At 43.7% G+C, this 12910-nt stretch carries 12 protein-coding genes; 11 read left to right on the top strand and 1 reads right to left on the bottom strand.

Annotated elements, in window-relative coordinates; genetic code table 11:
• The 10 genes from L7E55_RS02355 to L7E55_RS02310 form a co-directional block, all read left to right on the top strand.
• A partial coding sequence (locus L7E55_RS02355; protein WP_277442384.1) for a group II intron maturase-specific domain-containing protein occupies positions 1–578 on the top strand: 578 nt, incomplete at its 5' end.
• A 197-nt stretch (positions 579–775) separates the two neighbouring features.
• Entirely contained in the window at positions 776–2065 is a 1290-nt protein-coding gene (gene ltrA, locus L7E55_RS02350) for a group II intron reverse transcriptase/maturase (RefSeq protein WP_277442383.1), read from the top strand.
• A gap of 216 nt (positions 2066–2281) precedes the next feature.
• Positions 2282–2464 carry a hypothetical protein gene (locus tag L7E55_RS02345; RefSeq protein ID WP_277442382.1) on the top strand — a complete coding sequence of 61 codons (183 nt, stop codon included), beginning with the start codon at positions 2282–2284 and terminating at the stop codon, positions 2462–2464.
• Between the two features lie 101 nt (positions 2465–2565).
• On the top strand, positions 2566–3222 hold the full coding sequence (locus L7E55_RS02340) for a hypothetical protein (protein WP_277442381.1): 657 nt from the start codon (positions 2566–2568) through the stop codon (positions 3220–3222).
• 191 nt (positions 3223–3413) lie between these two features.
• A complete protein-coding gene (locus tag L7E55_RS02335; RefSeq protein ID WP_277442380.1) occupies positions 3414–4301 on the top strand; it encodes a recombinase family protein in 888 nt (295 codons plus the stop codon).
• A gap of 395 nt (positions 4302–4696) precedes the next feature.
• Positions 4697–7132, top strand: coding sequence for a CRISPR-associated helicase Cas3' (gene cas3 / locus L7E55_RS02330; RefSeq protein WP_277442379.1), 2436 nt, complete (start codon positions 4697–4699; stop codon positions 7130–7132).
• Between the two features lie 20 nt (positions 7133–7152).
• Positions 7153–7896 (top strand): type I-C CRISPR-associated protein Cas5c, encoded by a 744-nt coding sequence (gene cas5c, locus L7E55_RS02325; RefSeq protein WP_277442378.1) that lies wholly within the window; start codon positions 7153–7155, stop codon positions 7894–7896.
• Positions 7893–10001 carry a type I-C CRISPR-associated protein Cas8c/Csd1 gene (gene cas8c, locus L7E55_RS02320; RefSeq protein ID WP_277442377.1) on the top strand — a complete coding sequence of 703 codons (2109 nt, stop codon included), beginning with the start codon at positions 7893–7895 and terminating at the stop codon, positions 9999–10001. Before cas5c ends, cas8c begins: the two co-directional genes overlap by 4 nt.
• A gap of 3 nt (positions 10002–10004) precedes the next feature.
• Positions 10005–10850 (top strand): type I-C CRISPR-associated protein Cas7/Csd2, encoded by an 846-nt coding sequence (cas7c, locus tag L7E55_RS02315; RefSeq protein WP_277442376.1) that lies wholly within the window; start codon positions 10005–10007, stop codon positions 10848–10850.
• A gap of 159 nt (positions 10851–11009) precedes the next feature.
• Complete coding sequence (locus L7E55_RS02310; RefSeq protein WP_277442375.1) at positions 11010–11432, top strand: hypothetical protein; 423 nt, start codon at positions 11010–11012, stop codon at positions 11430–11432.
• 434 nt (positions 11433–11866) lie between these two features.
• On the opposite strand, the gene tnpA is transcribed toward L7E55_RS02310, so the two are convergent.
• Positions 11867–12298, bottom strand: a complete 432-nt coding sequence (gene tnpA, locus L7E55_RS02305) for an IS200/IS605 family transposase (protein ID WP_277442374.1) — start codon at positions 12296–12298, stop codon at positions 11867–11869.
• A gap of 230 nt (positions 12299–12528) precedes the next feature.
• On the opposite strand from tnpA, the gene L7E55_RS02300 reads away from it, so the two are divergent.
• The gene (locus tag L7E55_RS02300) at positions 12529–12783 is read left to right on the top strand and encodes a type II toxin-antitoxin system Phd/YefM family antitoxin (RefSeq protein WP_277442373.1); all 255 of its coding nucleotides are present in this window, start codon (positions 12529–12531) and stop codon (positions 12781–12783) included.
• Positions 12784–12910: the final 127 nt, after the last annotated feature.

Raw genomic sequence — 12910 nt, 5'->3', positions numbered from 1 at the left:
CACGCCGGGGTTACCATCTGACCCGCTGGGCCGATGACTGGACAGTGTTATGCCGAACCAAAGCTGAAGCCTATAATGCTCTAAGAGATGCAACTCGAATATTAAAAGACTTAGGTCTCAATTTACATCGAGAGAAGACCCGAATAATACACATCAAATGGGGCTTCGAGTTTTTAGGGTATAAAATAAAGCAGGGTAAAGGTTTGAAATTGTCTAGAGATAAACTAGGAAGCGAACCAAATAAATTAAACATTTACGCAGTGCCGAAAGAAAAATCCGTTAAAAGATTCATGAATCAGATTAGAGCCAAGACCAAGCGAAGAATACCTTTAGCCCTGAAAGAAGTAATTGACTGGATAAACCCTATAATTAGAGGGTGGGGGAATTATTATCGCAAAGCCAATGTCCGTAAATTATTTAATCGACTAGACCGGTGGATTATCCGGCGGCTTTGGTCTCATCAATTCAAGCGCTGGCGGAATACTGGATGGAAGAAATATCCCAGGAAAGAATTATATGAACATTATAAATTGGTTAATCTTGTGCATTTAATTCCAAGCCTTCAGTTAAAGTCGTAAACACAATCAGTTAAGGAAAGCGGATTACGGGAAAACTGTACGATCCGTTTGAACGAGCGGACGGAGGCAGGCTTATTGATGTCCACCTCCTCCGACTCTACACTCAGAGTGTGGGAAAGCCACATACAAGGGGAAGCGGCGGGACAGAGTGATTACCTGACAGGGAAACATTCTCTACACACAGAGGCAGGATAAGAATGTCAACACAACTGAGCAGGATAGCAGCGAAAGCCAAACTAGAACCGAAGCTTCGCTTTACATCCCTGGCACACATAATCACGCCGGAGTTTCTTAAAGAGACATGGCGGTTTATGAATCGCAAAGGAGCAAGCGGAGTTGATGGAGAGACTACAGCAGAGTTTGAGCGCGATTTAGACGGTCGTGTCTTAGATATCTGGGGGCGCCTTAAAGCTAACCAGTACAAAGCACCGCCGGTACGGCGCGTAGAAATACCAAAAGGTGAGGGAAAGACCAGACCATTAGGAATACCCACTGTAGAGGACAGACTGGTGCAAAGAGCGGTTGCTCGGATTCTCGAAGCCATATTCGAGGCTGATTTCCTGGACTTTTCATACGGGTTCCGGCCCGGCCGAAGCCCACATCAGGCACTACGGGCACTTAGGTCACACATTGTGACAAAGAAAGTTAGGCACGTGTTTGAAGCAGACATCCGTGGCTATTTCAATCACATTAACCATGAGTGGTTGATGAAAATGATAAAACAGCGAATAGCTGACCCTGGCATTATTAAGTTGACAGGGAAATGGCTTAAAGCTGGCGTGATGCAAAACGGAGTAGTCGTGCGCAATGAGGAAGGTACGCCCCAGGGAGGGCCAGTCAGCCCAATACTGGCCAATATTTACCTGCACTACGTCCTCGACCTCTGGTTCGAGAAGCGCTGCAAGAAATGGTTTCAGGGAGAAGCATATCTAACTCGTTTTGCCGATGACTATACGGTGTGCTTTCAATACAAACGGGATGCCGAAAACTTTCAGATACTATTAGAGGAACGTATGCGTAAGTTTGGATTGGAACTGGCCCCGGAAAAGACTCGTCTAATAATCTTTGGCCGCTTTGCCAGAGAACGCAAGATGGAATTTGGCGAAAAGCCGGAAACCTTTGACTTCCTTGGCTTTAAACACGTATGTGGAACTGACAATAAAGGTAAATTTGCATTAGTTAGAATACCTACGGTAAAGAGTTGCAGGAAATTCCTGGACCGAGTTCATACCTGGCTAAAAGGGCATATGCATTGGAAGCGTAGGGACCAGCAAAAGCAGCTAACAAGAATGCTCAATGGGTTCTACCAGTACTTTGCTCTTTACCACTGCAAACCGAAGCTAGACTGGATTCGCCAGGAAGTGGAACGGCAATGGGCTAGGAGCTTGCGACGAAGGAGTCAAAGGCATAAAATGTACTGGTGTTATCTCAAAAGCCGTGAATGGTTCAAACTACCCTACGCTAAAACTCTTCATCCAACAGTTTAATTTTTTTACTGTGACGCACTCTGGGGAGCCCGGTGCGGGAAAACTGCACGCCGGGTTCTGATTGGGGGGCCGGGCACAAGGCATTTAAATAATGTTCGAGGCCCGGGACCTACCAGCCACCGGCTGGACCACGAACTGATACTGGAAGAAGTAAACCGGAAGATAAGCGACGGCAGCGTGTTGAAATTAATCAAGAAATTCCTAACCGCAGGAGTCATGAAAGACGGGCACTGGGAGGAGACAGACATAGGAAGCCCCCAGGGAGGCGTCATCTCGCCCTTGCTGGCAAACATATATCTCAACCGGTTTGACCAGGCCAGGAAAAACAAGGGAATACAGAATACCGAAAACAGGAAATTATTCAAAGAATCAATCGGTTTGATAGTGAAGCAGATATAGCTCTTCAGCAACTTGGTATTACTCGTGAGCGGTTAGCTAAACATTTTGAACAGGAAACAGGTACTGCCTACGGAACGCGTCTATATTCTCAAACGGTGAGCTTGAATCCACTCCTGTCTGAACGGGTTGATTTCTTTGGCTCGGAGTTTTACTCAGCTATTCTTGATGTGATACGTACAAATCCCAACTCAGCTGATCTTCGGCGTTATGCAGCATCATTTATTCAACTTTTGGTGGGCGCTCATGGTCAAGATCTTGTTCAAAGGTTAAATCAGAAATTATTTACCGAAGCACCTGATGATATTCCAATTTTTGACGATATTAGCGGAATGTTCCGGCTAGAATTTAACCGTGTCGGTTTAACTGCGTTAGAACTTCTTCTTGAGGAAAAACGTACATTCAATACAGATGAACATGCGACGATCTCCGAATTGCTTTCGGCAGTGGCACAAAAAATTCTTGAAAATATTTTTTCAACGGTTCTTGACTATCAATCTCTTATAGACAATCATTTTCGTTATCTTTACTCGCCCAGGACTGAGTGGGCCAAATTTACAAAGATGGTTATTTTCCTACGTGCCACTCATGAATATATTTCGAACCAATTGAAGCAAGTAGAGCAACTACCTAACCAGGGATATTACCATGATCTTCAACGATGCACAGACCTTGACATTGAAATCAGTGCAATTGGGACAGCAAACTATAACAGTTTAATAGAAACAGTTGCGCCTTCCACAAAACTCGAAATCGAGTAGGCCGTGATGAGCGGTCTCTAGGGTTCGAATCCCTATCTCTCCGCCATGTTAAAAGCTACATTTACTTGTCGAATTGCACAAGAAAACGTAGCTTTTTCTCATATTATATCTAAAATTATGTTCTAAACTTTGGCATGATGGTCATTTGACTGTCATGCTTTTTATTTTGTAAACAGAAAGGTGGATTTTAAATGAACAAAAACATTATTGAAATTCCGGCAAACAAAAAAGAGAGCCTGCGCGTTGCCGCTTATTGCAGAGTCAGCACACCCTATGAAGAACAGCAGAGCAGCTTGGATGCGCAGGTTCGGTACTATATAGATTTCATTACCAATCATCCTAGCTGGACGCTTGCGGAAATCTACGCGGAACAGGCTTCCGGTACCCGATTTGACAACCGGACGGAATTTAATCGAATGATGAAAGACTGCCGTGCCGGAAAGATAGACTACATCATAACGAAGTCAGTCAGCCGTTTCGGGCGCAACACTCTTCCTTTCTTACAGGGTTTTAATGAACTTGTAGGCATGGGAATCACCATTTATTTTGAAATGGAAGGTCTTGATTCCTCAGATTGGCGAATGAGGAAAATCATTACCGCAGCTGCGGCGGTTGCACAGAATGAAAGTGAATCCAGAAGCGCGGATATCAAATGGGGAATCCGACAGAGCTTTGTAAAAGGCAATGTCAAGTTGAATCATACAAATTTCCTTGGCTATACAAAAGATGAAGATGGGAGATTGGTTGTTGTTGAAGAGGAAGCTAAAATCGTCCGGCTCATTTATGACTTATACTTGAAAGGCAATGGCTGCCGTAAGATCAAATCTTATCTTGAAAAGAATGGCATCAAGACTGTAACTGGTAAAACGGAATGGAGCACATCCACCATTGATCGGATTCTCTCTAACGAGAAGTACATTGGCACAGTGCTGTCGCAGAAAACTTTTGTAAAGGATTGCCTGACTCATAAGCAGGTAAAAAATAATGGCAAACTGCCCATGTATCTCATTGAGAATGACCACGAAGCTATCATCAGCAAAGAGGTTTTCGAGGAAGTGCAACGTAGGAAGTCTTCATAAATCTGGTCAAATGCAAGCTTAAATCCCCCGAATTCGGGGGATCTGTGTGCAGTAACATCAATTTCAATTATGTCAAATTTGCCCTAATTGAAATAAATATGTGGCAATTCGATAGGTTATTCCTCTTGTGATTACAAATAGCGCCTTTTTTCCATAAAATATCCAACTTATCGATGTAATCCATTGTATAATTGCGGTTAAGATGTATAATGAAATATGTAATATTTTCCTATAAAGGATTGGATTTATAAATTACATCACAGCATGAGAAGCATCAGAATTATGGGGAATTACATAGCGAAGGATTCAGGTGACCTGCCCCTAGTTTTCACATTTTGGGAATGTGTAATTGGTGTACAATTTAAAAGATGTAAACTGAGCAAAGGGATGACAAAATGCATACAAAAACAAATTCATTTGTTGCTCATATCCGGCAGTCAGATCATGCCGAGCAAAGTGTTTTTAAACATAATGATAATGTTGCCAGTCTCGCGTCTGCTGTAGGCGAGCGGTACGGTCTTGGCAATCTGGCAAAGGTAGCGGGACGTCATCACGATGACGGAAAAAACACGCAAGAATTTGACGCTTATATCAGAGCAGCTGCCGCCGGAGAAGCTGTCGTTCGTGGCTCTGTCATACATTCTACGCATGGTGCAGTGCTGGTGGATAAATTAGCAAACCAAAGCGATTTATACTCAAAACTGACTGCTGAAATGATCCGTACTGCTATCATGAGTCACCATGGCTTGCGGGATTGTCTTTCGACAAACGGCACCATTGTATTTGCCGAAGCCGCAGAGCGGATTTTAGATTCTTTCAACCACGTTGAAAACTATGTAAGCAATCATTATAGTGCGGACTTCATAAAAAACGAATTTTTGTTCGCGTGTGATGATGCAAAAGCAATCCAAACAGGGATCAATGAATTTATGAGAAAAAACAATGCTGTGGGTTCTGCGCACTTCTATTTGTCTATGTATATGCGTTTACTGACTTCGATACTAATTGATGCTGATCGCAAGAACACTGCCTGTTTTGAAGATGCTGTGGATTTACCTCAAGCGCTGTCTTGTGATGAATGCAAGCCAATGTGGTCGGATTACATTTATCAATGCGAGATGCGTCTCGCAAAAATGCGCAGTGAAAAAGAACCCTCCGATTTGGATAAATTCCGGGAAGAGATATCTCAACGGTGTATGGAATTTGATGGCGGTGAGAGCGGAGTATTTCGGCTCGTGGTTCCCTGCGGCGCAGGAAAAACACTGTCTTCTCTTAGATATGCATTGCAAACGGCAAATCGTTATGCAAAGAAACACGTCTTTTATATTGCTCCATTCAATTCTATTTTGGAACAAAACGCATCAGAAATATCAAATTATATTGGAGATACCGACGCTGTCCTTGAACATCATTCTAATATTGTTTTTGGCGCTGATGATAGTGAGGATGAAAAGAAGTATGAGCTGCTTATTGAAAATTGGTCGAAGTCGCCAATCATTGCCACAACCGCAGTGCAATTTTTAAATACACTGTTTGCGGGAAAAACATCGAGTGTGCGACGTATGCAATCGCTTGGCGATTCGGTAATTATTCTGGACGAGATTCAGGCGTTACCCGTCAAAGTTTTAAAGCTCTTTAATGCCGCAATGAACTTCCTTGCATATTTCTGCGGAGCATCCGTCGTTCTTTGCTCGGCAACACAGCCGCTTTTGGACAAGCTCGATAAATATCGCATTTTACCGCCTAAAAGCATTATTGAGGATGAAGAAAAATATGACGCAGCATTTAAACGTGTAGAAATAGTGGATTGTATCAAAGAAAATGGCTTTTCCATAGATGAAGCAGCAAGATTTATTCTTGAACAAGCACATGATGTAAAATCCATGCTTGCAATTGTAAACACAAAATCTTGCGCGCGTAAAATCTTTGAGTATATTGGCAATACGATTGAGAACGCCGCTGAGTATTGCCTTTTTCATCTGTCAACCAATATGTGTCCGGCACATCGCGGTGAAGTGCTGGAGCAGATGCGAAGATGCCTGAAGAGGAAGGATGAATCGAAAAAGATTATTTGTGTCAGCACTTCCCTGATAGAAGCCGGCGTGGATGTTTCATTTGAGCGTGTGATACGCTCTCTGACCGGGCTGGACAGCATTGTGCAGGCAGCAGGACGTTGTAATCGCAATCGCGAAACCGATTGCGGCATGGTATCAATCATCAACATCCGCGATGAACATATCGGCACGCTGGGGCATGTTAAGAGCGCCCAGGAAGCAACACGGGAATTGCTGTATAACATAAAAGCACATCCGGAGATATACCCCGGCGGAGCGTTGTCAAAGCCCGCAATGGATGAGTATTATGCAAGATATTTCAAACCATTGCTACGGGAAATGGAATATCCGCTCAAATATGATCCTGAACATACTTTGATAGACCTGCTTACCATAAATCCTTCCGGCTACAAACGGCTGAAGGCGCAATACGGCAGCTCCAGATCGCTTCTGCTAAAGCAAGCATTCAAAGAAGCAGGTGAGGCATTTTCCGTAATCGATGATGATGGAAAAGTCGATATCATTGTAGAATACAACAACGATGCTCAGCAATGGCTGCAGAGGCTCCGATCAGCAGCTACCTTGCAGAAGAAGCGTTCAGCATTGCGGCATTTGCAGCGATACACGGTGCAATTGAGGGAAAATAAACGAAAGAAAATCTATTCTATGCTGCAAATAAACGAAGCCGGCGTTTTCGTTCTCCCCTTGGCTTGCTATGATTGTAAATACGGAGTGGATGAAACACGCAATATACCGGTGGAGTTATTCATCGTTTGATATGAAGGGAGGTGCCAATTATGGAAAAGAAAAGAAACACCGTTGAATTTCTTGTGAGAGGTGACAGAGCACTGTTCTCTGATCCAGTTACTCGGGTTGGGGGCGAGAAGACAAGCTATTATGTACCAACCTATGAGGCGCTGAAAGGCGTGCTTGCTTCGGTCTACTGGAAGCCTACGATTATCTGGATCATTGATGCGGTTCGCGTGATGAATGTGATTCAAACGGCGTCTGAAGGAATTCGCACCAAGAGCTACAACGGCGGCAACGATTTGTCGATCTATACCTATCTCAAAAATGTTTGTTATCAGGTTAGCGCGCATTTTGTGTGGAACGAAAACCGGCCCGAGCTTTCAGCCGACCGCGATGAGCACAAGCATCACAATATTGCCCGCCGAATGATAGAGCGAGGCGGCAGGCGGGATATCTTTCTCGGTGCGCGAGAATGCCATGGACAGGTAGAACCTTGTGTATTTGGAGAAGGCACGGGAGCATATGACAGTGTTGCTGAACTGAATCTTGGTTATATGTTCCACGGGTTCACCTACGCAGACGAAGCTGTCCGGGATGCCGAGAAAGGGCATATGAGCGTGCGTTTCCATCACGTTATCATGAAAAAGGGCATCATTGAATTCCCGCATCCGGAGGAAATTCCGGACAAAGACAGACGCATTCTGCATGAGATGTCAATCAAACCATTTGGGGTTGGCCTTGGAAATTTCTTGGGAATTAACGAGTTCACACCAGAGGAGGTGAGTCAATGAGTTGGGTATCATCGCTTTGTGCGCTTTATGATACAAACGCATGGCGAGCAGGCGAGATTGAGATGTGGAACCGCGGTGGGAAGCTGTATTCGCTGATGCTGCTGCCACTCAGCCACACAACGGTTCGGGCGCGCATAGAAATAACATTGGATCAGGATGGAAACCTTCTGGAAGCTCGTATGCTCGGAAAGGACGAACCTTCTGAAACAATTGCACCAGCGACAGAAGAAGCTGTGTCGCGAACCAGTACTACGGTAGCGCCTTACCCGCTGTTTGACAGTTTGAAGTATGTTGCGGGAGATTTTCTTGACCATGTGAAGATTGAACTCGACACGCAAAAGAAGATTGATGACGCACGAAAGCATATTGCTGACTGTTTCCCCAAATACATTGATTTTCTTAATAGATGGTGTACATCTGATTTTGCACACCCAAAGGTCTGCGCCGTTTATCAATACTTATCCAGGAAGACGGTTGCTGGAGACTTGATAGAACACGGTGTGCTTTTACTTGATAAAACGGGATTTGCATCAAGCAGGCAAAAAATCAATGGAGAAGAACTGCCAAAGGCAACGGTCCGGTTTCGCGTGAGGATGAACAACGAGGTTACACCTTCGGACATTTTATGCGATCTGCATAATTCTTTTGACAGTGCAATGTGGCTGGACAAGACAGTTCAGCAAAGCTTCATTGATTTTTACGCATCGCTTCCGGCTGCCGAAGATTTATGCTATATGAGCGGAGAGATCACAAGGACATCCGCTCTTCATCCCAAAAAAATACGTTATGACGGCGATGGTACAAAACTGATTTCCGCTAACGACGACAGCAACTTCTCCTATCGGGGGAGATTCAATACGAAAGATAAGAAAACCGGATACAACGAAGCGTTGTCTATTGGCTACAAAATATCTCAAAAAGCCCATAATGCCTTGAAGTGGATCATCCGTAGGCAGGGCTTTACTCGGGACGGTGTCTGTGTGATAACATGGGAAAGCGCGCTGAATGATATGCCAGGCTTTTACGAAAGTGCTGCCAGCATCATGGCCGCATTGCCGGAAGATACGGATGAAGCCGAATTAATTGAAGATATGCTTTTTAATGATGAGGAGGCTGCACAGCCCGATACAAATTACGCTTCCGCAGAAGATTTCAATGCGGCGTTGGATGGATATGCTTCGAAATTGAGCGATACCTCAAAAATGATGGTCATTACGCTTGACAGCGCAACTCCCGGCCGGCTGGCAATGATTTACTACAAGGAACTTGATTCTTCCCGTTATCTTGACAATATCCGTTTGTGGCACGAAAGCTGCTGCTGGAGGCACGAATATATAAAGGATAAGAAGCTTCACGGGTATGAGGGTATGGCTTCCATCCGTGATGTGGCAACGGCAGTATACGGTACAGAGCAAGGAAAGGAGAAAAGCAGCAAGCGAATTGAATTGCGCAAAAACAGCGACGGCAAGTGCCCGATGCTCATATCTGCTTTTGACAGATTACGCCCGTGTATCATTGATGGCGCAGCGATCCCCAGGGACATGGTTCGTGCTGCGGTCATGAAAGCATCAAATCCGTTGGCTTACGAAGTCAAATTCAATTACAATAAAGTCCTTCACATTGCCTGTTCCTTGGTGAAGCGACTGTATTGGGAAAAGAAAAAAAGAAACGAATCGGAAGGAGTGATCTTGGAAATGGAACTCGACAGAAGCAAAAACGATAGAAGCTATCTCTACGGGCGGTTACTGGCAATTGCCGAGGACATTGAACGAAGGACTTATGAACGAGATGAAACGCGTGTCACAAATGCAGAGAGATACATGCAGGCCTTTGTGCAAAATCCTTTCCGTACATGGCCGATGATCCAGCGCAGCATCAAACCATATTTGAATTCCCTGAAACCCGGCAGCCGCAAGTTTTATAAAGACCTGTTTGGCGAAATCACCGGACTATTTGCCGATGGCGATTTTGAAGCCAAAAACGCATTGAATGGAAAGTATCTCATTGGTTATGACTGCCAGCGTACTGTACTGCAAGCATATCAACCGAAGGGCAAATCCAATCCGGAGGAAAACAAAACAGACGATATTGAAGAGGAGGAATAAGGAATGGCTATACTGCAAAACAAAATCGATTTTGCCGCAATTATCTCTGTGACCCGCGCAAACATCAATGGTGATCCGCTTAACGGCAACCGCCCCCGCGAAGACTATGACGGGTATGGTATTTTCTCTGATGTGGCAATTAAGCGTAAGCTCCGCAATCGTCTTCAGGATATTGGCGAGCGTATTTTTGTCCAGTCAGATGACCGCTCAGATGATGGCAACAAAAGTTTAAAAGACCGTGCAGACAGCTGCACGGAATTTAAAGCTGAAATCAACAAAGGTAAAAAAGCTGATAAAGACAAATGTGCGCAGATTGCTTGCCGCGAATGGTTTGATGTACGTGCCTTCGGTCAGGTATTTGCATTTAAGGGCGATGACGTATCTATCGGCATCCGTGGTCCTGTATCTGTTCAGCAAGCAATCAGCGTATCACCGATTGATATCGTGGATATGCAGATCACAAAAAGTGTCAACAGCGAAGCTGGCAAGGATAGCAAAGCATCTGATACAATGGGTATGAAGCACTATGTGAATTTCGGAGTGTATATCATTCGGGGCAGCATAAATTGCCAGCTTGCGGAGAAGACCGGTTTCACAGACGAGGATGCGGAAAAGCTCAAAAAGGCGTTATGTACATTGTTTGAGAACGATGCTTCCTCTGCAAGACCAGAAGGTTCCTGCGAAGTATGCAGGGTTTACTGGTGGAAACACGCGGAAAAAACACCAAAAGAAACCTCTGCAATGATACAGCGCTCTTTGCATATCACTGCGAAAACAGATATACCGCGCTCGTTTGGCGACTATGAGACCACGGTTGATACAACGGAGTGTGTTCCGGAAATAATTTAGTCGGTATGATCTGCAAAATTGTTATATCTCATGCTATTTCGCCCCCGCCTCAGATCTGGTCCGCACATGAGCTCGGCATCATTTGTTTGTCCTGCGCCCGGTTCGGCACAGCAATATATTGTAATTAGCTAAAGTATAAACATAAGCAGAGGTGTTAAAATGGATACAGATAACAGAGGAAAAGCAACTTTATGGCATTATCAAGATGTTTTACAGCTAAGTGTAAATCAGTGGGAGGAGGCACTGAAAAATCCATTAATTTTTGACAATAACGCATTACGCATGGTTCAATTTGTATATAATCAAAATAACTGTAAGTCAACGGCCAGTGAAATTGCCGAAGCAATGAGCACTTCTAATCATAAAATACATTATAATAGTGTTTGTGCATACAACAGAAAAGTGGCAAAGGCTTTGTATAATAAATATGAAATTGAACCACCCATTGATGAAAACGGAGAGAAGAGATATTGGAATGTGATTTTTGATGGCGAGCCAGAGGAGCCGCAAGATCAACAAGGACATTTTTATTGGAAATTACGGCCTAATCTTGTAATAGCGTTTGGAAACCTGTTTGCATAATTTCTGCATCTATATTCACCTAACTTCCCATCAAATTCAATAATACCAAGGGGTTTCGCAGTCGAACGCGAAGCCCCTTTTTGATCGGCAGCGTGGGAAAGAAGTTTTTTCTAACATCCATTTCATGGGAATAAACTTATTGAGATAATGCCTTTATTTAAGAAAAGGTACCTGGAACGATCTGATGGAAGAAAGAGGACTTTTAATGTAAAAGAGATCCACCGAAAAATATTTTGGGGCTAGTCAGAGTTTATCACGTTCCGATATTTGTTGTTAAATTCCAGATGGTTGATGTGCTAAATCTTTGTTATCCACTACTCAAACTACCACCTGCTGAAGCAGGTGGGTTGTTAAGCGACTGAAAGTCGCCAAACGGCTAAAGCCGGCTAAAAAGCAGCCTTTGGCTAAAGCCAACTTAAGCTACTGACTGAAACTCAGTCGGTTATTTTGAAACTTTCTTCATCTCCATGTGCATCCTGGTGCTCTATATAGTCACGAATCATTTGATCAGTAACTGTGCCAACCGTTCCGCAAAAGTATCCTCTTGCCCACAGATGTTGGCCCCAATACCTTTTCTTGAGATGGGGAAATTCATCTTGTATGAGTCGTGATGACCGTCCTTTTAGATATTGCACAATTTTTGATGGTGATAGTTGCGGTGGACATTCAAGCAACAGATGAACATGATCCTTACCAATACTCCCTTTAATTATGGTTATTCCTCTGACTTCGCAACCTTGTCTTATGAGATCTCTTAACCTAACTGCAACCTGATCTTTTAGCACATGACACCTATATTTGGTTATCCACACAAAGTGGTATTTTATGTCATATATCGTGTGGCTTCCCTTTTGGTAATCTGCCATATCATTCACCTCATGGATGAATGTTACATCTACCTCTAAGCAGAGTCAATGCTAAAGGCTTTTCGCCTAAAGGCGAAGGTTTTGGACCTGGTACTTGGAAAATAAATGAAGATGCAGGTAAACATTACCGGAATAAATATTTTAGTGGGATTGCCAAATGAAAAACCAGCACCTTATTTTTGTCAAAATTATGATACAATAATGATATAAATAATTGCGGGGTGTTTGATATGCCAATAATTCGTCCCGTTTCCGATTTGCGGAACAAAACTCCAGAGATTGAGGAAATTTGCATAAAAGAGCAAAAGCCGGTTTTTATCACCAAGAACGGCAACGGTCATTTAGTCATCATGAGCCAGCAGCTTTTTGAGGAACAGCAAGCCCTATTAGATCTTGAACAACAGTCAACGGTTGAAATTATTAAGTATAGGTGTTGGCGTAAAATCGTTAATAGACAAGCATTCCCGAAAATAGTAGAAGCGTAGAAGCCAATGGAAAGGTCTTCCACAAAACTCGAAATCGAGTAGGCCGTGATGAGCTGTTTCTAGGGTTCGAATCCCTATCTCTCAGTCACTAATAGCCGCTTTACCCAGCTAAAGTAAAGCGGTTTTT

Source organism: Pelotomaculum isophthalicicum JI, assembly GCF_029478095.1.
GTDB classification, from domain to species: Bacteria; Bacillota; Desulfotomaculia; order Desulfotomaculales; family Pelotomaculaceae; genus Pelotomaculum_D; species Pelotomaculum_D isophthalicicum.
This window is presented reverse-complemented; position numbering and strand designations above follow the sequence as displayed.

What these genes read in the sequence shown, in the direction of transcription:
- ltrA (WP_277442383.1), top strand. Translation starts at nt 776, where the DNA reads ATGTCAACACAACTGAGCAGGATAGCAGCGAAAGCCAAACTAGAACCG.
- L7E55_RS02345 (WP_277442382.1), top strand. Translation starts at nt 2,282, where the DNA reads ATGAAAGACGGGCACTGGGAGGAGACAGACATAGGAAGCCCCCAGGGA.
- L7E55_RS02335 (WP_277442380.1), top strand. Translation starts at nt 3,414, where the DNA reads ATGAACAAAAACATTATTGAAATTCCGGCAAACAAAAAAGAGAGCCTG.
- cas3 (WP_277442379.1), top strand. Translation starts at nt 4,697, where the DNA reads ATGCATACAAAAACAAATTCATTTGTTGCTCATATCCGGCAGTCAGAT.
- cas5c (WP_277442378.1), top strand. Translation starts at nt 7,153, where the DNA reads ATGGAAAAGAAAAGAAACACCGTTGAATTTCTTGTGAGAGGTGACAGA.
- cas8c (WP_277442377.1), top strand. Translation starts at nt 7,893, where the DNA reads ATGAGTTGGGTATCATCGCTTTGTGCGCTTTATGATACAAACGCATGG.
- cas7c (WP_277442376.1), top strand. Translation starts at nt 10,005, where the DNA reads ATGGCTATACTGCAAAACAAAATCGATTTTGCCGCAATTATCTCTGTG.
- L7E55_RS02310 (WP_277442375.1), top strand. Translation starts at nt 11,010, where the DNA reads ATGGATACAGATAACAGAGGAAAAGCAACTTTATGGCATTATCAAGAT.
- tnpA (WP_277442374.1), bottom strand. Translation starts at nt 12,298, where the DNA reads ATGGCAGATTACCAAAAGGGAAGCCACACGATATATGACATAAAATAC.
- L7E55_RS02300 (WP_277442373.1), top strand. Translation starts at nt 12,529, where the DNA reads ATGCCAATAATTCGTCCCGTTTCCGATTTGCGGAACAAAACTCCAGAG.